This is a genomic window from Flavihumibacter sp. ZG627 (assembly GCF_000814325.1).
Taxonomy (GTDB): domain Bacteria; phylum Bacteroidota; class Bacteroidia; order Chitinophagales; family Chitinophagaceae; genus Flavihumibacter.
Map to the genome: position 1 here is coordinate 466,870 of NZ_JPHF01000003.1, position 22,642 is coordinate 489,511.

The 22,642-nt window shown below is 43.4% G+C and carries 19 protein-coding genes; 11 read left to right on the plus strand and 8 right to left on the minus strand.

Annotation, left to right across the window (positions count from 1 at the left end; translation table 11 throughout):
• Nucleotides 1–50 precede the first annotated feature (50 nt).
• The gene (locus HY58_RS09040; protein WP_082022107.1) at nt 51–935 is read right to left on the minus strand and encodes a flavin reductase family protein; all 885 of its coding nucleotides are present in this window, start codon (nt 933–935) and stop codon (nt 51–53) included.
• Nucleotides 936–945: 10 nt separating this feature from the next.
• The gene (locus tag HY58_RS09045; RefSeq protein WP_039130716.1) at nt 946–1,962 is read right to left on the minus strand and encodes a fumarylacetoacetate hydrolase family protein; all 1,017 of its coding nucleotides are present in this window, start codon (nt 1,960–1,962) and stop codon (nt 946–948) included.
• Between the two features lie 53 nt (nt 1,963–2,015).
• Here HY58_RS09045 and HY58_RS09050 point away from each other — a divergent pair, with 53 nt between their 5' ends.
• Nucleotides 2,016–3,257: a serine hydrolase gene (locus tag HY58_RS09050; protein ID WP_039130718.1), complete on the plus strand. Its 1,242-nt coding sequence runs from the start codon at nt 2,016–2,018 to the stop codon at nt 3,255–3,257.
• A gap of 6 nt (nt 3,258–3,263) precedes the next feature.
• Nucleotides 3,264–3,920 (plus strand): sterol desaturase family protein, encoded by a 657-nt coding sequence (locus HY58_RS09055; protein WP_039130721.1) that lies wholly within the window; start codon nt 3,264–3,266, stop codon nt 3,918–3,920.
• On the opposite strand, the gene fabG is transcribed toward HY58_RS09055, so the two are convergent.
• The 3 genes from fabG to lptB are packed head-to-tail and all read right to left on the minus strand — an operon-like array spanning nt 3,917 to nt 7,022.
• Nucleotides 3,917–4,672, minus strand: coding sequence for a 3-oxoacyl-[acyl-carrier-protein] reductase (gene fabG / locus HY58_RS09060; RefSeq protein WP_039130724.1), 756 nt, complete (start codon nt 4,670–4,672; stop codon nt 3,917–3,919). The two genes, HY58_RS09055 and fabG, sit on opposite strands and share 4 nt — an antisense overlap.
• Before the next feature lie 28 nt (nt 4,673–4,700).
• Nucleotides 4,701–6,206, minus strand: a complete 1,506-nt coding sequence (locus HY58_RS09065; protein WP_039130727.1) for a GH3 auxin-responsive promoter family protein — start codon at nt 6,204–6,206, stop codon at nt 4,701–4,703.
• A gap of 30 nt (nt 6,207–6,236) precedes the next feature.
• Nucleotides 6,237–7,022, minus strand: coding sequence for an LPS export ABC transporter ATP-binding protein (lptB, locus tag HY58_RS09070; protein WP_039130729.1), 786 nt, complete (start codon nt 7,020–7,022; stop codon nt 6,237–6,239).
• 94 nt (nt 7,023–7,116) lie between these two features.
• Here lptB and metF point away from each other — a divergent pair, with 94 nt between their 5' ends.
• Nucleotides 7,117–8,070, plus strand: a complete 954-nt coding sequence (gene metF / locus HY58_RS09075) for a methylenetetrahydrofolate reductase [NAD(P)H] (RefSeq protein ID WP_039130731.1) — start codon at nt 7,117–7,119, stop codon at nt 8,068–8,070.
• 133 nt (nt 8,071–8,203) lie between these two features.
• On the opposite strand, the gene HY58_RS09080 is transcribed toward metF, so the two are convergent.
• The 3 genes from HY58_RS09080 to HY58_RS09090 all read right to left on the minus strand — a co-directional run bounded on the left by HY58_RS09080 (nt 8,204) and on the right by HY58_RS09090 (nt 12,100).
• On the minus strand, nt 8,204–8,902 hold the full coding sequence (locus tag HY58_RS09080) for an outer membrane beta-barrel protein (protein WP_039130735.1): 699 nt from the start codon (nt 8,900–8,902) through the stop codon (nt 8,204–8,206).
• A 64-nt stretch (nt 8,903–8,966) separates the two neighbouring features.
• Nucleotides 8,967–10,679 carry a peptidylprolyl isomerase gene (locus tag HY58_RS09085; RefSeq protein WP_172644628.1) on the minus strand — a complete coding sequence of 571 codons (1,713 nt, stop codon included), beginning with the start codon at nt 10,677–10,679 and terminating at the stop codon, nt 8,967–8,969.
• A 2-nt stretch (nt 10,680–10,681) separates the two neighbouring features.
• Nucleotides 10,682–12,100: a TlpA family protein disulfide reductase gene (locus HY58_RS09090; RefSeq protein ID WP_172644629.1), complete on the minus strand. Its 1,419-nt coding sequence runs from the start codon at nt 12,098–12,100 to the stop codon at nt 10,682–10,684.
• 108 nt (nt 12,101–12,208) lie between these two features.
• Between HY58_RS09090 and rlmD the strand changes: the two genes are divergently transcribed.
• Genes rlmD through HY58_RS09130 form a run of 8 tightly spaced genes read left to right on the plus strand, consistent with a single transcriptional unit; the run spans nt 12,209 to nt 22,641 of the window.
• Nucleotides 12,209–13,618 (plus strand): 23S rRNA (uracil(1939)-C(5))-methyltransferase RlmD, encoded by a 1,410-nt coding sequence (rlmD, locus tag HY58_RS09095; RefSeq protein ID WP_039130741.1) that lies wholly within the window; start codon nt 12,209–12,211, stop codon nt 13,616–13,618.
• Nucleotides 13,615–14,211, plus strand: a complete 597-nt coding sequence (locus tag HY58_RS09100) for a rhomboid family intramembrane serine protease (RefSeq protein ID WP_039130744.1) — start codon at nt 13,615–13,617, stop codon at nt 14,209–14,211. Before rlmD ends, HY58_RS09100 begins: the two co-directional genes overlap by 4 nt.
• 12 nt (nt 14,212–14,223) lie before the next feature.
• Nucleotides 14,224–15,150, plus strand: a complete 927-nt coding sequence (locus tag HY58_RS09105; protein ID WP_039131161.1) for a rhomboid family intramembrane serine protease — start codon at nt 14,224–14,226, stop codon at nt 15,148–15,150.
• Nucleotides 15,151–15,158: 8 nt separating this feature from the next.
• Nucleotides 15,159–16,295, plus strand: coding sequence for an endonuclease/exonuclease/phosphatase family protein (locus HY58_RS09110; RefSeq protein WP_082022110.1), 1,137 nt, complete (start codon nt 15,159–15,161; stop codon nt 16,293–16,295).
• 56 nt (nt 16,296–16,351) lie between these two features.
• The gene (cysS, locus tag HY58_RS09115; protein ID WP_039130748.1) at nt 16,352–17,851 is read left to right on the plus strand and encodes a cysteine--tRNA ligase; all 1,500 of its coding nucleotides are present in this window, start codon (nt 16,352–16,354) and stop codon (nt 17,849–17,851) included.
• A 17-nt stretch (nt 17,852–17,868) separates the two neighbouring features.
• On the plus strand, nt 17,869–18,258 hold the full coding sequence (locus HY58_RS09120) for a Dabb family protein (protein WP_039130752.1): 390 nt from the start codon (nt 17,869–17,871) through the stop codon (nt 18,256–18,258).
• 29 nt (nt 18,259–18,287) lie between these two features.
• A complete protein-coding gene (locus HY58_RS09125) occupies nt 18,288–21,011 on the plus strand; it encodes an alpha-L-rhamnosidase (RefSeq protein ID WP_039130754.1) in 2,724 nt (907 codons plus the stop codon).
• A 52-nt stretch (nt 21,012–21,063) separates the two neighbouring features.
• A complete protein-coding gene (locus HY58_RS09130) occupies nt 21,064–22,641 on the plus strand; it encodes a GDSL-type esterase/lipase family protein (RefSeq protein ID WP_039130757.1) in 1,578 nt (525 codons plus the stop codon).
• The last annotated feature ends 1 nt before the right edge of the window (nt 22,642 follow it).

A 22,642-nucleotide genomic window follows, 5' to 3' on the forward strand; every position in this document is an offset into this window, starting at 1 on the left:
CTAAAAATTACTGAGGCATTAGTAATTACTGCAAAAGGTTCGGCTAGCCATTAAGGAAGTGATAACAATACCTGCCAGGCCTCATCTATTTTATGCTTTGCCAGCAGTTCTTTTGCATACAGCTGGATCTCACGTTCCATATCATCGGGACTAACAGCATAGTACTGGAAAATGCTCTTTAGTTTATCGTCATTGAATGCAGGATCCACTACAGGCATTTCGTGAACATTTCCCAATTGTGCCAGCTCATTGCCTGTAAGAATTGAACTGGTACGAATTGTTTCTGGTAGCACATCTATGCCTATCCCAAGTTTTACATTGGGCTTCTCAACTTCAAAAAGATTGGATGGATCTACTTTGCTGTACCAGTTTCCACCCAGCCTGGCAATATGATGCAATTTTCTTTGGTCAATCATACTTCCGTCTTCATTAAGTATACTATCGTTTACGTGCATGCGAAGCACTTCACATATCACCAGGTTACCAGCCCCACCTTCTGTGCCTAAAGATTTTATTTCGATCACCCTGCATTCCATCTTCACTTTGCTTTCGCGAACCATTGGCGGCCGTATAATTGTTGCCGGTTCTTCTGTGAAACCCGCCTTAATAAATTCATTGGTGCCGCGGGGATATTCGCAACTGGCCAGTGAAACCTGTTGAACCATTTCTTCATCCACTATGTTGATCACTACTTCAGGGATCTCATAAACATTTTCAAGAGTATGCTTGATACTATTATCACGTACTCTTCTGGAAGGAGAGAAGATCAATATCGGCGGATTGGTAGAGAAGAGGTTGAAGAAAGAAAAAGGGCTCAGGTTCACTTCTCCCTTAGGGCTGATGGTGGAAGCGAAACAGATGGGCCTTGGGGCTACCGCATGCTGCAACCACTGTTGCTTCATCATGGGGTTCAGGTCATTCAGATCGATCTGCATAATCAATATTTTATTGCTGTATCGTTTTCTTGAGTGCGAGTATGGAGTGGTCAGTTGGTTCGGCAACGATAGTATTTGTCAGAATGCCGAGGCCATCAATCTCCAGTTCAACAACATCACCTTCTTTCAACCATTGTTCAGTGTAGTTGGGATCATTGAGTTTGCCCGTGCCATTCAGCTCAAGAAAACATCCAGTACCCACCGTTCCACTTCCTATTACATCACCAGGATGCATGGTAACGCCATAAGAACAGCGTTCAATGATTTCCGCGAAGGTCCAGTCCATATCACCAAGATTGCCATCGCTAACCTGAACACCATTTACCCGGCATTGCATGCGAAGGTTCCAGCGCTTTCCTGTATGGTTTTCTTTTGCAGGTATTTCAAATTGCTCCAACTCATCGGGGGTAACAAGCCATGGACCAATAACAGTACAGAAGTCTTTTCCTTTGGCGGGGCCAAGGTTCAGCAGCATCTCCTCCATCTGCAATCTCCGCGCGCTGATATCATTCATGATCATGAGTCCGCCAATATATTCATCTGCCTCAGAGGCTTTGATGTTTCGTCCGGCTTTACAAATAACCACAGCAGCCTCCAGTTCAAAATCAAGTTTTTCAAAATGATCGGGCATGCAGATGACCTCACCGGGCCCCTGTATACTACCATGATTGGTAAAGTAAAAAATGGGATACTGGTCAAACTCAGGAATCATGGGAGCACTGCGATTACGTCTTGCTGATTCAACATGTTGACGGAACGCATATCCATCGCGGCATGAAGTAGGAAATGGAACCGGTGCCAGAAGGTATGCCTCATCAATGGGGAAGCCTTTTTCTTTTGTGATCCTTCCTTCTTTAACCATTCGTTCTGCCATAAGCGCAACAGGAAAGGATTCTTCCCAATATTGCAGAAACATATTCATGTTGCCGGGCAATTCGGGGTGTAGCATCTCCATGTCATAGAGGTAACCATCCACATAAATTCCTAATTGATCATGACCATCACGCAGGTAAGAAACAAGCTTCATATGCAGGCATTTTTAGAGTGGTCAAAAATAGCGGGAATATTTATCTTTCCGCTATGCGCTCTATAGTCTTACTATTTATTGTCTTTTTATTTCCGGGTTTAAGCGGCCATGCTCAAACACGGCATAACCGAGGTTTAGAGAAATTTATAAGGGAAAGAGCCAGCCCCTTCCTGAAGGGGATCCTTGACAATCCCGATACCTACCGGTATCAATTAATATATACACGTATTGATCGGAACAGGGCTAACCAACCCAGGTTCCGCTCACAATACCTGCGTGTGGATGCAAATGAATATTTCAATCCAGCCTCCATGGTTAAACTGCCTGTAGCAATTCTTGCACTTGAAAAGCTAAGCCCGCTGAAAAAATATGGGATAAATAGAAACAGCACTATGTTGACAGATAGTTCCTGTTGCCGGCAGACCCAGGTTCTTGCAGATACCAGTGCGGCTGATGGGAAACCCTCAATAGCTCATTATATAAAAAAGATCTTTATAGTGAGTGATAATGATGCATATAACAGGCTTTATGAGTTTGTAGGACAGGAAACGATCAATAGGAGGTTGCAGGAGATGGGCTACCGGCATAGCAGGATAACGCGTCGCTTCGTACCAATGAATGAAGAGGAGAACCGCCATACCAATGCGATCCGCTTCCTGGATGCTGAGGGTAAATTGATTTTTCACCAGCCAGCAGCCTATAACCCGAAACCATTTGATTTCAGTAAGAAGATCTTAATAGGAAATGTGCATTATGACCGCAATGATTCACTAATACATCGTCCAATGGATTTCACGACACATAATAATATGCCGTTAGATCATCTGCGTCAGATACTTCAGTCGGTTTTATTCCCAAATTCAGTAGCGTCCGATAAGCGTTTCCGCATAGATGAAGACGACCGTGAATTCCTTCGATCCTGCATGCAGCAACTCCCATCGGAAAGTAGTTCTCCTGTTTATGATACAACGGAGTTTTTTAACAGTTATACCAAATTCTTTTTTTTCCGGGATGGAAAGCAACCTATACCGGCATCCATCAGAAGCTATAATAAGTCCGGCTGGTCATATGGATTTTTGACGGAGGTAGCCTATATCGTTGATAAAGAAAAGGGTGTTGAATTTATCTTGAGTGGCGTAATTTATGTGAATAGTGACGGAGTTCTTAATGACGATAAATATGAATATGAGGGAGTTGGTTACCGTTATTTCAGGGAAATAGGGGAAATGGTTTACCAGTATGAATCAGGAAGGAAAAGAAAGAGCAGGGATTTTCGTATTTTTGCCCTGAACTAGGATACTATGAAATTTGAAAAGATACACAATAAGGGCCAGGCTCAATTGTTCCGGAACCAGTATCTGGAGATGCTTACCAAAACCCATCCGCTGGTGATCTGGGGGATGTATCTTCCGATAATAATAGGGTTTCCCTGGTATGGTTTACAACATGATAATTACAGCATATTTCAAATGAGCCTTCTATTTGTGGGAGGTATGTTTTTCTGGACATTCTTTGAATATATCATGCACCGCTGGATATTCCATATGGTTGCAGAAAATGAACGTGCCCAAAGAATCATTTATGTATTGCATGGTAACCATCATCATTTTCCCAGAGATAAAGAAAGGCTATTCATGCCACCAGTTCCAAGTCTCATAATTGCATCTATAATTTTCTCTTTGCAATACCTGGTTATAGGATCGCTTGCCTTCTCTTTTTTCCCTGGATTTATGTTGGGCTATTTAATGTATGGCAGTATGCATTATGCCATTCATGCATGGAATCCTCCTTTTAAATGGATGAAGCCATTGTGGAGGAATCATCACCTGCATCATTATAAAAATGATCACCAGGGTTTTGGCGTAAGCACAACCATCTGGGACCATGTTTTTGGAACTATGTTTGACCTCGACAAAGAAAAAGAAGACAAGGAAAAAGTTAAGGAACTGATGTATTAAATATTCAGTCCACCGCATGTACTTAATACCTGGCCTGTCATATAAGAGCTCATATCGCTGGCAAGGAAAAGGGTAACATTGGCTATTTCTTCTGTTGTACCAAATCTGCCAAGAGGAATCTTCTTAAGGAATTCATCAGCACCAGCACCTTCTTTCAGGTAATGAGTCATATCTGTTTCAACAAAGCCGGGAGCGATAGCATTGCATCGGATATTGCGGCTGCCCAGCTCCTGGGCAATTGATTTTGTGAACCCAATGATACCAGCTTTAGATGCTGCATAGCTGCTCTGGCCTGCATTGCCCCTGATACCAATGATTGAGCTCATATTGATGATACTTCCTGATTTGGCTTTCATCATCGGGCGAATGACCTGCTTGGTCATATTGTATACACTTTTAAGATTGGTGAGCATAACATCATCCCACTGATCAGGCGTCATGCGAAGTAAGAGGTTGTCTTTAGAGATGCCGGCATTATTCACGCATATATCAATAGATCCGAAGGTTTTGAGAACATCGTTCACGAAAGTTTCACACTCTTCAAAGTTCGCTGCATTGCTTCTGTATGCTTTGGCATTAACCCCCATCGACTTCAATTTCTCTTCCAATGCCGCTGCTTTTGCTGCACTGCCTTCACTTACATAGGTGAAGGCGATATGCGCACCCTGCTCCGCCAGTTTAATAGCGATACCTTCTCCTATGCCACGGGCTGCACCCGTTACGATGGCAACTTTATTATCGAGTAATTTCATGTGATCGAGTTTTTATGTGGTGGCAAAACTAGGCCATTGAAAGGATATTTTCTATGATGCTTCGATCATTGGAGAGCCTTGGCACTTTATGCTGCCCTCCCAGTTTGCCTTTGAAGCGAAGCCATTCATTGAAGAGTCCCTTTCTTACCGCGTGTATAACGGGCATGCGCAGGGCAATATCTTTATGTCTCTTAGCTTCATAATCACTGTTCAGGTTTTTAAGTGCTGAATCCAGTTCATAGGCGAACAGAGAAAGATCGGCGGGTTCTTTTTCAAATTCGATCAGCCATTCATGGGCGCCGTTACCCTCATCGCTGAAGTAGACGGGTGCAGCAGTATAATCAATAACAGCGGCACCGGTTTTTTCGGCGGCGGCTGCCACGGCTTTGTCGCTGTTGTCAACAATCACCTCTTCCCCAAAAGCATTGATATAATGTTTTAGCCGGCCGCTTACCTTAACGCGGTAAGGTGCAAGTGTTGTAAACTGGATAGTGTCACCAATAATATATCGCCATAAGCCGCCGGAGGTACTGATTATGACAGCGTAGTTTTTTCCTGTTTCCACTTTTCCCAATCCAACAGTATGCGGAAATTTCTTTCCATATTCTTCAATGGGCATGAATTCATAAAATATACCATGACGGGTAAAGAGTAACATGCCGTCCGAATCAGGACTATCCTGCGCAGCAAAGAATCCTTCACTGGCATTATACATTTCAAGGAAGTGGATATCCTTACCGATAATTTTTCTGAACTGTTCGCGGTAGGGTACAAAAGAAACCCCGCCATGCATATACAGTTCGAGGTTGGGCCAGATCTCTGAAATAGAGGATTTGCCAGTCATTTCGAGTATACGCTTCATTAATACCAGCGTCCAGGTGGGAACCCCTGATATGGATGTAACGTTTTCAGGAATAGTAGCAAGAGCAAGTTGTTCGATCTTGGATTCCCATTCGTCCATAAGCGCTATAGATAGTTCCGGCGTTCTTATCCAGCTTCCCCAGAAGGGTGAATTTTGTAATAGTACGGCGCTGAGGTCTCCGAAATTTATCTCTTCACTAACCTGGCTTACCTGGTGGCTGCCCCCAATCACCAATCCTTTTCCCGATAAGAGATCGGAATCAGGGTTATAACCATAATACAAGGTGAGCACGTCCTTTGCGCCCTGGTAATGGTTCTCTTCCAGGCTTTCTTCACCAACGGGGATGAATTTACTTTTATCAGTTGTTGTACCGCTGCTTTTGGCGAACCAGCGGATAGGGGTGTTCCAGAGAACATGGTCTTCACCACCCATCATCCTGTCTATGTAGGGCTTAAGATCTTCGTATTCGTGAACCGGAACAGTTTGTTTAAAGGTTCTTATATTAAAGAGGTGGTTGAAACCATATTGCCTTCCAAAGACGGTATACTGTGCTGAGGTGACCAGTTCCTGTAGCACTTCGCGCTGGGCTGCGATGGGGTCATTAACCCATTCTTCTATTTGCCAGAGCCGAAGCCGGGCCAGTCTGGATATGGCAGGCGAAAATATTTTCATGCTACGCTGGCAAAATACAGAAAAAAGCCGTTAAATCTTGGGGAAATCAGTCATGCCCTTCATTACTTCCTCATGCAGGTAGTCTTTTCGTTTGAGTTCGAAATTCCTTCCCAGGTATAGTCTTCGCACATGTTCATCTGCCGCAAGTTCTTCTGCTGTGCCATGTTTAAAGATCTTTCCTTCAATAAGAAGGTAGGCACGGTCGCAGATGGAAAGTGTTTCATTCACATTATGGTCAGTGATGAGAATGCCGATATTCTTATACTTAAGCCTTGCCACAACGGTTTGTATATCTTCAACAGCAATGGGATCCACTCCTGCAAAGGGTTCATCGAGGAGAATGAATTTGGGGTCTACCGCTAATGCGCGGGCTATTTCTGTACGTCTTCTTTCACCACCACTAAGACTGTCGCCATTGTTTTTCCTTACATGGTGCAGCCTGAATTCGTCGAGCAGTTCTTCCAGTTTATGCTTCTGTTCCTGCCGGGTAAGTGTAGTCATTTCGAGTACCGCCCTGATATTATCTTCAACAGATAAGCTCCGGAATACAGAGGCTTCCTGGGGAAGATAGCCGATACCGAGCTGAGCCCTCTTGTACATGGGCAATTCAGTTATGTCCCTGTCATTGAGGTAAACTTTTCCTTCATCGGGCTTAATAAGTCCAACGACCATATAGAATGTTGTGGTCTTACCAGCACCATTAGGTCCCAGTAATCCCACGATCTCTCCCTGCTGTACGTTTACGGAAACATGGTTCACAACAGTTCTGTTACTGTATGATTTTACCAGTTCGTTTGTTTGGATCACTAGGTTCAAAATCAAAGGCTTTGGGCAAAAATACCGGAATGGCTTGTTAATTGGGCCATGCGTCCTAAGTTTGTAGATAGTTAAATTCTGCAAGCAAGCAAATATGAAGGTAATCGATCATATAAAAGAGGCAAAGGATACGCTGATCTCATTTGAGATTCTGCCGCCGTTGAAAGGGAAGGGAATCAATGCAATCTATAATCATCTGGATCCATTGATGGAGTTCAAGCCATCATTCATAAATGTGACCTATCACAGGAGTGAGACCATGTTCAAGAAGCAGGCCGACGGATCTTTTGCAAAGATCGAGGTTAGGAAGCGACCGGGAACAGTAGGTATATGCGCGGCCATCATGCAACACTATAATGTTGATCCTGTTCCGCACCTCATATGTGGCGGTTTTACCCGTGAAGAAACAGAGAACGCCCTTATAGACCTGGCTTTTCTGGGAATAGATAATGTGCTGGTATTAAGAGGAGATGCGCCTAAAAATGAAACTTTTTTTGAGCCTGAGCAGGGTGGTAACCGCTATGCAATTGACCTGCTGAAACAAGTGGTTGATCTTAATCATGGCCTATACCTGGAGGAGGAAGTTAAGGATCCGGGCAATGCACAATTTTGTATTGGTGTGGCTGGTTATCCCGAAAAGCATTTTGAAGCGCCTAATAAATCTACCGACCTCGCCTACCTGAAAGCAAAAGTGGATGCAGGTGCAGAATATGTGGTTACGCAGATGTTCTTTGATAACCAGAAATATTTTGAATTTGTAGAATCCTGCCTGGCTGCGGGAATCAATGTTCCCATTATTCCGGGATTAAAACCCATTACCAACAAAAAGCAGATGAGCCTGTTGCCAAGGATCTTTCATGTTGACCTGCCTACTGATCTTTCAGGCGAGATCATGAAATGTAAATCTGATGCTGATGTTGAGTTGGTAGGAACAGAATGGTTGCTTACCCAGAGCCGGGAATTAAAGAAGGCAGGCGTTCCTGTGTTACATTACTACACTTTGGGAAAACCAAAAGTGATCTGGAATGTGGTGAAAAACCTCGTGTGAAGTAAGAAGCAAGAATTGAGGTAAGAGGTAAAAGGTAAGAGGTAAGATTTAAGAGGTAAGATGTAAGAGGTAAGAATTACTTTGGTGGATGAACTGCGCTAAAGTAATTCTTACCTCTTACATTTTTACCTGCCTAAAGGCTTAGGCCGAGGCTAAGGCTCCAAACACGGTTCTTATTTTTGTCATCAGAACTATTATTGCCACCGGAATTGATCTTGGTAAGACCATGGCCATAGTTCACTGATACCATTACATTTTTGAAAGCAAATCCTGCTGTACCATTCAGTCCAAGATCGAAACGCTTCATCATTCCAAGTCCGCCATTTTCTTCGGTACCGGTTGTAGTAGGATCATCATTGCTGAATTCGATCTTGTCTTCTGATTCAAAAGCAACACCGATGAATTTCCCTTCAGTTTTATTTTTTCCTGCAATACCCATTGCAGCATAACCACCACCACCTACAAAGAACTTCGATTCTTTATCAACCAATGGAATATTAACTACCAGGTTGAGTGGAATTTCAATGTATTTGGGGCTGGTAGTAGCCTTGATATAGTTCTGGTCGGTTTCACTACCACTCTGCCACTTAGCACCCTTGCCTGAAAAAAGTAATCCGGGCTGGAATGAAAGTGCACCCTCACCTACCGGCAGGTCTGCCATAAAGCCGGCATGGAAACTTGATAATGCATTTGATTCTTCTATGCCTCCATCTTTTGTAACGGAGATATTCGCAAGGTTATAGCCGCCCTTGATATACAATTTACTGTCCTGGGCATTGGCCTGAAAAGCGATGGCTCCTATTGCCATCATCACGATCATTGTTTTCTTCATTTTTGATTTTTTAGGTTAGTATCAAAATCTTTCACGCAGAGGGCTACACGCAGAAATCATGCCACTACCTGTTAATTGATTTCCAAACTGCCTGGTTGATCTTTACAGGGTATTTCTTCTTTAGTTCCTTTATCCATGCATCTTCCAGCACCTGCTGGTAATCATTGAGAACAAAACCTTTTGCTTCTTCATAGCTACGGGTAACATTAGCAGGCCAGGTTTTAAGTACGTAGAAGAACTGGTGTAGCTCATCCGTTTTATTATATACGGGTTCAGTAATAAGTCCGGATTTGGTTTCAGGAAGTTTCAGCGGAAGCTGGTCAATCTCAAAACGGGAACTGTCATATTGTACAGCACCATTCTCAAGAAGTATCAATCCCTTCCAGGTTTCCGGTTCGGCCGTGAGTTTTTTGTGGAATGACCGAAGTACAGAGGCATCAGTACTACTAAATAATACTCCACTTACACTTTCTTTCCATTTATACCTGCCACTGTTATTTTTATAGTATTGCTGCAATCCTTTTTCATCGCCTGCCGATTTGTCCCATACCTTTCTCTGCATGGCTTCAAAGAGTAGATTACCTTCTGCAAATTCATTAATTTGTGCGGCATACTCACTGTCATATTGCTCTAGACCGGCAATATATTTTTCAAGCACCTCATCCTCACTGGTTTCGGGTGGTAATCCTGTTGCCTTTCTCGCCCGCTGCAGCACTGATAACCTGATAAGCGAATTACGATCATCATTTTGGATCAATGTTTTCATGGCCGCAATATCTTCTGCATTATTTATATCAGTAGGGCGGGGATATCTGCGCAGGAAGCGGAGAATATGCCAGCCATTAGTGGATCGGAATGGCTTACTGTAAATATTTTTATCTGATAGCATTACAGCCTGTTCTTCAAATAATGGATCATGGGTGCCGGGGGAGAAGGGCTGCAACACTCCCTGGTTATTAAAAGAAGCATTATCGTTGCTAAAGGCCAGGGCAAGCTTTCCAAAATCTCCTCCTGCAACGATCACGGTATATAGGGAATCTGCCAGTTTTTTTACCCGGTCTGCTTCTTTTGATGGTGCATTTTCAGGAAGCTCCAGCAGGATCTGTGCAACATGTATATTACCTGTAGCGGGTCTATCGGCAGATGGACGGAAGATATGATAGGCAGTGCTGCTTTTGTAAATGGAGCTGATGGAGCCAATGGGTGTATTATAAACAAGCGATTCCATCGCATAGGGAAGAGTGAAACTGCTGATCCACCCAATATCACCCTTGTTCAACTTTACAGATGGATCCTTTGAAAATTCCATTGCAACAGTTTCAAAAGACTTTCCCTGCTGAAGAGCTTTAGCTGCATTTTTAATTGCATCAGATGCTGCCAGGGTATCTGTACCATTAAATGGAATATATATATGGGAGAGCCTGATATCCCGTTTGCTGTTAGCCATGGAAACTTTAACCAGTTCCAGCATCATACTGTCATCAGTGAGGTACATTCCAATAACCTGGTTCCTGAAATTTTCCAGGTCAGCTTTCTGGGAAGGCATTGTGTCGAGTTTCAAATCATAAGCATCCTGCACCTTGAGCCGAAACCTGGTATATAATTCGAGGTATTGCTGCATAGCAGCGGCATCCTTTCCGCCTAAATTATTTTTTTCATAAGCGCGTAAGAAGGTTTCCTTACTAACCTTATGTGGACCATACGTGAAAAGCGGCTGCGCATTTACGGTAGCCATTGCCAGCAATAGAATAATGGCGGCAGTTAAGTTTTTACACATGATCATTTTTTAGTGGTAGTTTTTTTCTGCTTCAGATCCAGGATATCATCAAGCTGCTGATAGGTAAGTTTTTTTGCGATGATTCGCTTATCCTTATCGAGCAGATATAATACAGGCGTCTGGTAAACATCATATAACTGGCGGAAGCCAGGCTTTCCTGAGTTACTTTCAGCTTCGCGTTGCGCTTCGGTTTGGTGTACATGGATCCAGTCGCTTAATTTGTTCTCCCTGATATAGCGGGTCCAGTTATCTCTTCCACCTTCCGTCATCACACCAAAAATTTTGATATCATTCTTTTTCCATTTGGCCTGGTAAATGGAATCAAGTTTAGGAACCATTTCCTTGCAATGCCCGCAGGTAGGATCCCAAAAACAGATTACCGTATAGGCTGCTTTCACTTCATAGAGGTTTGAAAGCTTACCACTGGTATCGGTCATTACGATATCCCAGGCAGGATTGCCGATCAGGTTTGCCATAAGTGAATAGGCCCTGTCTGTCATGTATTTCTGGTACTTTTCGGTGAACCAGTTAACCTCCGGATTGCCGTTAATATATTTTTCAAAGAGGTGTACGAAAACTGCATCCTGACCCATGTATTCAGGATTGATATATTTCTGTACGAAATGGGTCAGCAGGTATTTAAAGCTTTCCCTGCTGCTGACTGCCTGTCCGAGTATTATATCAATTTCTTTTTTAATAGAATCGGGGTCGGGCGATACCATGTCGCGCAGGTAACGGTCTATTCTTGCTTCATAAAACGGGGTGCGGATGAGTCGGTCGTCATTGAACATAACGCCATCCCAGTAATGTGATTTAAAATAATTGAATGCGTAAACGCTGTCATATACTCCTTGGGGATGTTGATTGGCGGGAGGAACAACTGGTTCCTGCAGTGCTGCGAACAATGCATTAAGAAAGTTTACGGATGAACTTCTGTTGTAGCTGGTTCGATAATCAATGATCTCCTGGTTCAGGATACGCATTTCAGTGGTAATGGAAGTACTGTCGATGCTGTTTTTTGCTGAGGCAAGGCTTTGCTGGAGCCTGCTGATAGCGGCCCCTTTGGTATTTACGAAGCGGGTATAAGACTGGAAATCGCTATTTAAAGGAGAATTGGTAAACTTTGCTGCGGAGGGGTTGGCGGTATCCAACTTCATGGAAAATGCCTGGTCCTTATCGAGCAGCAATTCAAAAAGGATCTCTTTTTTAGGGGAGACCATAAAATAGATGCCACCTGGCAGGGGGGCGGCTCCAGTGAAAATTGCGGCGCCCGAGGGGTTTACCATCGCAGAATCAGCGAGGGCTTTGATCTTGCCATAGTGGTATGCGAGATAAACATATTGTGATTTATAGCCATTGGTATTCAAAGTGAGTCTGTATCCATTTTCAACGGCCGATTGTGCCATCAGGATTGGGCTCAAAAAATTGCATATGGTAAGGAGTAATATTAGAAAGGCGTTTTTCATCGATCCGATTAAGCTGCTAATTTCACGAATTGGCCGCAATAATATTGTGTTTACTTTTGCCGGATGCGTAAAAAGAATGTTACAGTTGATCGCCTGGCGGTGGAAGATTATGCCGCGGGGGGAAAGGCGATCGGGAGAGTGGATGGTAAAGTGATTTTTATTGAGGGTGCTGTGCCCGGTGATATTGTGGATGTAAGGCTCACTAAAAATAAAAAAGACTGGGCGGAGGGCAGGGTGATCCGCACCCATAAATTTTCTGAGGATCGCGTGGAACCTTTCTGCCAGCATTTTGGCATTTGTGGTGGCTGCAAATGGCAAATGCTTCCTTATGAAAAGCAGTTGCAGTATAAGCAACAGGAAGTGGAGCAGCACCTGAGGAGGATCGGGAAGGTTGCACTTCCGGTAATTGAACCTATCCTTGGTTGTGCAGAAACAAGATTTTATAGAAACAAACTTGAATATACCTGCAGCAATAGGCGTTACCTTCTTGCTGAAGAAGTGGAAGCAGGGGGGGCGATCAAGCAGGAGAACGCAATCGGATTTCATGTGCCCCGCATATTTGATAAGGTAATTGATATTTATACCTGTCACCTTATGCATGAGCCCGCTAATATCATTCGCAATACTATACGTGATTATGCATTGGAACATGGCCTTAGTTATTATGACATCCGCGAACACCATGGATTTTTACGAACGGTCATTGTTCGGGTACTCACCACCGGGGAGGTAATGGTGAATATTGCTTTTGGCAAAGAGGATAAGGCTGCCCGCAAGGCATTACTTGACCACATTCTGCTGAAAGTGCCATCCATAACTACACTCTTATATACCATCAATACAAAATGGAACGATAGTCTGTATGACCAGGAACCCATGGTGTATTACGGAAAGGGGTATGCGATGGAAACGCTGGAGAATTTCCAGTTTAAGATCAGTCCCAAGTCATTCTTCCAGACCAATACCCGCCAGGGTGAACGTCTTTATCAGGTTACCCGCGAATTTGCTGAACTAACGGGTAGGGAGACTGTTTATGACCTGTATTGTGGAACAGGAAGCATTGGTATTTTCGTTAGTGGGAATGCTGCAAAAGTTATAGGAGTGGAAGTGATTGAAGATGCAATTGCTGATGCCAGGGAGAATGCAGCCCTTAATAATATCGGGCATGCTGAATTCTTTGCAGGGGATGTGATCGATATTTGTAATGATGCTTTCTTTGCATCACATGGTCGTCCGGATGTTATCATTACCGATCCGCCAAGGGCGGGCATGCATGAAAAGCTTGTACAGAAGATACTGGATATGGAAGCCCCGACAGTAGTGTATGTGAGCTGTAATCCGGCCACTCAGGCAAGGGACCTGAACCTGCTGGATACTAAATATGAAGTAAAAAGAGTTAGACCGGTGGATATGTTCCCGCATACTCACCATATTGAAAACGTGGTACAGTTAAAATTGAGGAAACAACTATGAGATCATTACCGCCAGTAGTAAAGAATATACTTATAGCCAATGTGGTTATATTTTTCGCGCAGTTTATATTTGAAAAGCAGGGAATATTTCTGGAGCAGTGGGGAGCATTATTCCCTTACCAGAGTCCCCATTTTAGGATCTGGCAATTGGTGACGCATATGTTCATGCATGCCGGACTCTTTCATATACTTTTCAATATGTTCGCGCTTTACATGTTTGGCGCAATGTTAGAGAACCTGTGGGGGCCAAAGCGGTTTCTGAATTTTTACATGATATGTGGTATAGTGGCAGGCATCGCACAGCTACTACTCGATCCTAATTTTGATCTTGCCGTGGGCGCCTCGGGGGCAATTATGGGTATACTGGCAGCCTTTGCCTATCTGTTTCCCAACACTCCCTTATATCTAATGTTCATCCCCATTCCCATTAAAGCGAAATATGCCATTCCCGGATTGATGGCCCTCGATCTTTTTGGTGCAATAGGCAGGGTGCCGGGAGATAATATTGCTCACTGGGCCCATCTTGGAGGCGCGCTGGCAGGTTTTATAATGGTACTTTTGTGGAACAAAACCAATCGTAATACGTTTTATTGATATCATATGGCTATGAATGTGCAAGAAGATAAGCGTAGAAGCGGTATTCTGTTGGGTGCCGATGGGAATGCACTGGTGAACCTGGTGGTGGTTAATGCAGTATTATTTGTACTTATTAAGTTCATTTATGTAATCTACCTGTTGAGTGACCTTAATATTGATGCTTTTTACAGCAGTGTATTTAGCTGGTTCATTCTCCCTGCAGATATTGATAAACTTGCATACCGACCCTGGACAATCATCTCATTTATGTTTACCCATGAAAGGGTGATGCATGTTATTGCCAATATGCTGTGGCTTTGGTTATTCGGATATATCATGCAGGATCTTACCGGCAACCGAAAGCTGGTTTCAGTATATGTTTGGGGAGGTGTTTCAGGGGCATTCGCTTTTGTACTTGCACATTATATTTTCCCTCGGTTAGAGGCCGACCTTGCCTTTGCAAGTCTCCTCGGCGCAAATGCCTCTGTTATGGCCGTTGCCGTTGCCACTACAACAGTTTCTCCCGATTACAGGATATTTCCAATGATCAATGGAGGAATCCCTTTATGGATTCTGACATCACTATATGTTATCATTGATTTTGCTACCATTTCCGTTGGCAATGGTGCCATGTATCTTGCCCATTTTGCTGGTGGAGCACTTGGGTTTATGTTTATTTACCAGATGAGGCGTGGCCGCGACTGGAGTTTATGGCTTAATAATTTGTTCGACTGGTTTGACAATCTCTTCAATCCTGAGAAACCATCCCGAAAGAAAAACAACAAGGATAGTTTCTTTTATAAAGTGAGCGGACAGCCACCCTTTAAGAAATATCCTAATATCACCCAACAACGGATCGACCAGATCCTTGATAAGATCAATGTTGAAGGCTACCATATGCTAACCGATGAAGAAAAAGACATCCTTCGTCGGGCAGCAAATGAAGATGAGTTGTAAATTCGGTAATGGCTTCCATGCTCCGCAGCCTTACGAAAAGGTTATTTGTTCTGCTCACTTTTGCGATAACGGCTCTCTTCCTGTTATCATGTGCTGCGTGGTTTATTGAACCTGGCAAGCACTGGTATATTGCATTATTAGGTGTTGGTTTTGCCTTTCTCTTTTTTGCAACCTGTACAATGCTGATCTTCTGGATCGTGCTGCGTTCCAAATGGTTTCTGCTGCCATTGGCTGCTATGGCCATCGGCTGGAAGCCCATCAATGCTTTTATTGCTTTCCATCCCTTTACCCTTCAGAGCCAGCAAAAAAAACCCTCATCGCTGCGCGTCATGCAATGGAATGTTGCACGTTTTGATGAAATGAGGGGCAGGCCACGTTCAGGGAAATCAAAACGGAAACAGATCCTCGAATATATCAGGAAGGAAAATCCTGATATCATTTGTATGCAGGAATTCCTAGAAACCAATGACAGCAAACTCTTTGATGAGAATATTCCTTATTTCAGGGATAGCCTTGGTTACCGATATTTCTATTATGCAATGGATCATCGCAGGCCCGACAGGGTTTATGAACATGGGATAGCCATATTTTCAAAATACCCTATACGCAAAACACATCGCCGAAAGTTTGGTGGTCCACGCGAACAGAAGGCAGATGAAAGTTTCATCTATGTTGACATTGCCGTTAACGGGAAAATGGTGAGGGTATTTACCACTCACCTGCAATCATTATTATTTACAAATGCTGAGTTCAGGAAATTTGAGGAAATAAAGCAGGGAGGAGATTCAACGATAGAAAAATCAAAAGACATCTTCCTCAAATTCCGCAATGCCTATGGCTTCAGGCAACAGCAGGCAGAAATGATAAGAAAGGAACTGGATGCAAGCCCTCATCCGGCAATCATTTGCGGCGATTTCAATGATGTTCCTAATTCATTTGTGTACCATCGGATCAAGGGAAACAGGAAGGATGCATTTACCCGAAGAGGATTTGGAATTGGACGCACCTATTCGGCGCTGAGTCCAACTTTAAGGATCGATTATATAATGACAAGTAAGGAAATCGGGGTATTGCAGTGTCGTAATCCACATCCTCCACTGAGTGATCATTTCCCTGTTATAGCTGACCTCCTGTTGCCGGATTGAAATCATTATCTTAGAAGATCGTTATCCTATTATTTTTGCAAGCAATCGATATTAATATGTCCGAACTGAAAGTTTATAATTCCTATACCAGGCAGAAAGAAATATTTGAACCAATAGTACCGGGTTATGCGGGGATGTATGTGTGTGGACCAACAGTGAGCGGTGAGAGCCATCTGGGCCATGCAAGGCCTTTTATTACTTTCGATGTGTTATACCGTTATCTTATGCATCTCGGTTATAAGGTGCGATATGTAAGGAATATAACCGATGCAGGACATTTTGAGGAGGAAGGACGCGAAGCAGAAGATAAGATATCTAAGAAAGCACAGATCGAGAAACTCGAACCAATGGAAATGGTACAGAAGTATACCAACCTTTTTCATTGGGCTATGAAACAATTTAATAATCTTGATCCCAGCATAGAACCAACTGCCACCGGACACATTGTGGAGCAGATAGATATGATCCGCACCATTATTGACAAGGGCTATGCGTACGAGAAGAATGGATCAGTTTATTTTGATGTTCGCAAATATGCAGAAGAATATCCCTATGGAAAGATGAGTGGCAGGGTAGTGGATGATCTGCTCGAAACCACACGTGAATTGGAGGGGCAGGATGAAAAACGTAACAAGCAGGATTTTGCTTTATGGAAAGCAGCGCCGCCCGAACATATCATGCGTTGGAATAGTCCATGGGGAGAGGGTTTCCCCGGATGGCATATTGAGTGTTCGGCAATGGCCACTAAATATCTTGGAAAGCATTTTGATATTCATGGAGGAGGAATGGATCTACAGTTTCCCCATCATGAGAGTGAGATCGCCCAGAGCACTATCTGTAATCATGAAGTGCCCGCACGATACTGGTTACACAATAACATGATAACCATCAACGGGAAAAAGATGGGTAAGAGTTACAACAATGTTATCAGGCTCACGGAATTGTTCAGTGGCTCGCATCCATTGCTGGAACAGGCCTATCATCCCATGACCGTTCGCTTTTTTATACTGCAAACGCATTACAGGAGTACACTCGATTTTGGCAACGAAGCCCTTCAGGCGGCCCAGAAAGGAATGCGCAGATTATGGGATGCCTATAAAGTGCTGAATGAGATGGAGGGCGGTGGTACTGATGCCGGAGATGCAGAACTGGATGCACGATGCATTAAATTGGTTGAGGAACTTGATGAGTTTATGAATGATGACCTTAATACTGCCAAAGTGCTGGCTAGTATGTTTGAAATGGTGCCCGTCATAAATGGTATCAGGGACAAACATATTGATGGCGATGCTTTATCTAAAGGCACAATTGAAAAAATGCGTGTGGCTTTCAAATCATATCTTGAAGATATCTTCGGATTACAGGATGAACAGGCTATGGCAGGTGGAGAGGATAACAAACTGGATGGCGTATTGCAATTGCTTATTGATATCCGCAAGGATGCCAAAAGCCGCAAAGATTTCGCCACATCAGATAAGATCCGCAACCAGCTACAGGAGCTCGGAATTCTGTTGAAGGATGAGAAAGATGGCGGAGTGAGTGTGAGTTTTGCTTAACAATTAAAATATAGCGGATGAAAAACTTGCTCGGCCTGTTCATGGCCATGACCATTTTCAGTTTCATGGGGCATGCCCAGGATAAGAAAACCAATGGTGAAAAACTACTACGCCACGTGGTGTTATTCAAGTTTACTGATAACAGCAGTGAGTGGGATGTAAAGAAAGTGGAAGAGGCTTTCCGCGCATTACCCAAACGCATCAAAGAAATCCATTCTTTTGAGTGGGGAAAGAATAATAGTCCGGAGAATCTTAACCAGGGCTTCACCCATTGTTTTTTTGTCAGTTTCAAATCAGAAGCCGAACGTGAAGTATATCTGCCACATCCTGCACACCTGGCTTTTGTAGAAGTGTTGAAGCCTCATCTTGATAAGGTTCTGGTCATTGACTACTGGGCCGGTAAATAATAGCCATACTAAACTAACAATGCTTGCTTATGAAGTTGAATTACTTCTCCCGTGGATTTGTTTCCATGTTCCTGCTCCTGCTTTGCAGCCAGATGATTTTTGCACAGGTAACTGTAATGAATACCCGATGCGAAAATCTTGCTAATCCAATTGGCCTTGATATTGCCGCGCCACGCTTTAGCTGGCAGTTGAAAGGCAAAGAAAGGGGCATACAACAAACTGCCTATGAAATAGAGGTTTTTTCCGGATCACCAAAAGGTGTCAGAGCCTGGACTTCAGGGAAAGTAAATTCAGACAGTTCAGTATTTGTGAGCTATAAGGGAGGGAATTTAAAGAGCGGCACCCAATATTTCTGGCATGTAAGGGTATGGGATAATAAAGGAAAGATGTCTAAATGGTCGGAGTTTGGCAATTGGCATACCGGGTTATTCGAGGCATCCGATTGGAAAGCAAAATGGATAGGGGGAGCGGCAGACAGTAGTTCAGAACAGCCAAGCCCACTCCTTAGAAAGGAATTCCAATCAGCCAAAAAAGTCCGATCAGCAATAGCTTATATCACCGCCAAGGGAATGTATGAAGCAAAGGTAAACGGAAAGAGGGTGGGAGATGCTTATTTAAGTCCGGGTTGGACAAGCTATAACAAGCGACTTCAATACCAGGTATATGATATAACAGATATGCTTCGGCAGGGTGAAAATGCTATTGGTGTAACACTCGGAAATGGTTGGTACAGGGGCAATATTGGTTTCCAGGGACAAAGGAATTATTATGGCAAGGACATTGGTCTTTTGTTTCAGCTTGATATCACTTACACAGATGGTAGCAAGGCCACTGTTGTATCAGATGAAAGCTGGAAAACATCTACCGGCCGAATCCGTTCATCTGAGATCTATCATGGTGAAATAATTGACAACAGGTTAGAACAAAATGGATGGGAATTGGTTGGGTTTGATGATGCTGGCTGGAAGCCGGCAATTTCTGCCGCGCCCTATGAACATGCACTGGTAGCTACTCTTAATGAACCGATTCGTAAGAAGGAAGAGTTCAAACCAGCAAAAATGATCACCACGCCTTCCGGTGAGAAAATCATTGATTTCGGCCAGAATATGGTGGGCTGGGTAAAAGTAAAGGTTAGGGGAAATAAAGGCGATAGCATTAAGATCTATCACGCAGAAATATTGGATAAGTCAGGAAATTTTTATACCACCAATCTACGCGCTGCCAGGCAGGAGAATATATATATCCTCAGTGGTGATGCTGAAGAAGTATTTGAACCGCATTTTACTTTCCAGGGATTCAGGTATATCAAAATTGAAGGGTATCCCGGAGAAATAAAACCAGAAAATTTTACGGCGATCACGCTTTATAGTGATATGAAACCTACAGGTGAATTTACCAGCTCAAATACGTTGATAAATCAGTTGCAGCATAATATCCAATGGGGCCAAAGAGGAAATTTTCTGGATGTACCAACAGATTGTCCGCAACGTGATGAAAGGTTGGGGTGGACGGGTGATGCGCAGGTTTTCTACCGAACCGCATCTTTCAATTTTGGCGTAAATAATTTCTTTTCCAAATGGTTAAAAGACCTGGCGCTTGACCAGCTCGATAATGGTTCAGTGCCCTTTGTAATACCAAATGTATTAGGAAAGGATGCATCCGGATCAGCAGGCTGGGCAGATGCAGCTACTATCATTCCATGGCAGAATTATCTTGCCTACGGTGATAAGAAAACCTTATTGGAGCAATATGCCAGCATGGAAAAATGGGTGGGCTTTATGAATACGAATAGTAAGGATGATCTTTGGAATAAAGGATTTCATTTTGGGGATTGGTTGTTTTACAGGCCTGATGATGATAATGACGGCCGATCAGCCATTACGGATAAGTACCTGATCGCACAATGCTTTTATGCCAACTCAACACAGTTGCTGATAAACGCAGCTTCAGTGCTCGGTAAGAATACTGATGTTGAAAAATATACTGCTTTACTAAAAAAAATTAAAGCAGCCTTTAACAGGGAGTATGTAACACAATCAGGAAGGCTGGTATCTTCATCCCAAACAGCTTACGTGCTGGCCCTTCATTTTGATATGTTACCTGAAGCTTTAAGGCAACAGGCTGCTGACAGGCTTTCGGAGAATATTAGTAATTATGGCGATCATCTCACAACCGGTTTCCTGGGAACTCCCTATCTCTGCCATGTTCTTACAAGGTTTGGTAAAACTGAACAAGCGTTTAAACTATTGATGCAGGAGAGTTATCCTTCATGGCTATATCCGGTTAAAATGGGTGCTACAACCATATGGGAAAGGTGGGATGGCCAGAAGCCGGATAGCAGTTTTCAGACACCCGGCATGAATTCATTCAATCATTATGCCTATGGTGCAATCGGAGACTGGATGTACAGAACCATTGCAGGTCTTGATACTGAGGAGGGATTTGCAGGCTATAAAAAAATTAGCATCAAGCCACATATCGGTGGTGGGTTAAACTATGCCAAAGCAGTGTTGCAAACAAATTATGGTCAATTGTCGAGTGAATGGAAGGTTGATGCAAAGGGCACTACTTACAACTTTGAAATACCGGCAAATACAAGTGCTAAAGTTTATCTGCCTGAGGCTCCGGGAGATAAATTATTTGAAAATGGCAAGCCTCTTTCCACTTCCACGATTAAAGTTATTTCAACCGAAGCAGGACGCACAGAGTTGCTGCTAGGCTCCGGAATTTATAATCTTACAGTAATCAAATAACAGAAGAGCAACCTGCAATGGTTATATTTATAGCTCTAAAATTTCTTGCTGTATGAAAAAAGTGTTGATTTTACCCTTATTGCTATTGGGTATCCTCTCCTTTGCCCAGGAACAGGTAATAAGGTTATATCCTGGTAAGGCACCCGGCTCAGAAAGCTGGACATGGCAGGAAGGCAGAAAAGATACCAATGTTTTTAATACTCCCGTGGTTTATAATGTAGTGGATCCAACCCTCACAGTTGTTCCTGCAAAATCATCTTATAATACCGGAACGGCTGTGATTATTGCGCCAGGTGGTGCTTTTCATACACTCTCCATCAACAGTGAGGGATTTGATGTAGCCAGGTGGCTAAGTGGAAAAGGGATCACATGTTTTGTTCTTAAGTATAGGGTAGTCAGGAGCCTCACGGATGAACCGGCAAAGGAAGTAATGGAGAAGATGGGAAACTCGGAAAAATTCGGGGCAGATGTGGCGCCAGTGTTTCCATTGGCCATCAGGGATGGCCTTGAAGCGGTAGCTTATGTTCGAATCAATGCATCCAAATATGGAATTGATCCGAACAGAATTGGTTTCATGGGATTCTCGGCAGGAGGCACCGTAACAATGGCTGTGACTCAAAACTCCAATCAATCAAATCGACCTGATTTTATTGCTCCCATTTATGCCTATGTAGGTGAAATGATCGGGGGAGAAATTCCGACTGAAAAAATACCTGCATTTATAGTAGCAGCATCAGATGACCAATTGGGATTGGCATCACATAGTGTTGGCATTTATAATAATTGGATTGCGGCAGGTCAGGATGCTGAACTGCATATGTATTCAAAAGGTGGTCATGGTTTTGGATTGCGTACCCAGGAAATTCCAACGGATACCTGGATTGAGCGGTTTGCGGATTGGCTTGGGGCAAGAGGCCTTCTATGGCCTTCAAATCCAAAGGGCTGGATGGCCAACTCAAATTACCAGCAGATGAAAAAGAATGAAGTTGCCCGTGAAGAGGCCTTTCATAATGACTGGGCCAATCTTAAACGTTTTGAGGCTGATAATAAATTATGGGCGAAGGTGGTGCCAAAGGATCGCGTTGTATTCATGGGTAATTCAATAACAGAGGGATGGAAGAATATTGACAGCGCTTTTTTTGCCGGCAAGCAATATATTAACAGGGGAATCAGCGGACAGACCACTCCCCAGATGCTGCTGCGTTTCCGCCAGGATGTAATAGATCTGAAACCTGATGTAGTAGTTATACTGGCAGGTATAAACGATATAGCCGGCAATACGGGTGCCGCAACACTGGAGTCAATTTATGGAAATATTGTTTCGATGGCAGAGCTTGCCAAAGATGCAAAGATCCGCGTGATAATATCTTCAGTACTTCCTGCATATGATTTCCCATGGAGGCCGGGTCTTCAACCTGCACAGAAAGTTGTGGAACTGAATAAAATGCTGAAGGCCTACGCACAGCGTTCGGGCAGTATTTATGTAGACTATTTTTCTGCTATGGTGGATGAAAGGAATGGGCTGAAGTCTTCACTTGGAGATGATGGTATTCATCCTAATCTTGCCGGATACAAGATCATGGAACCCCTGGTAGAAAAAGCAATTCAAACTGCATTAAAGGCAAAATAAA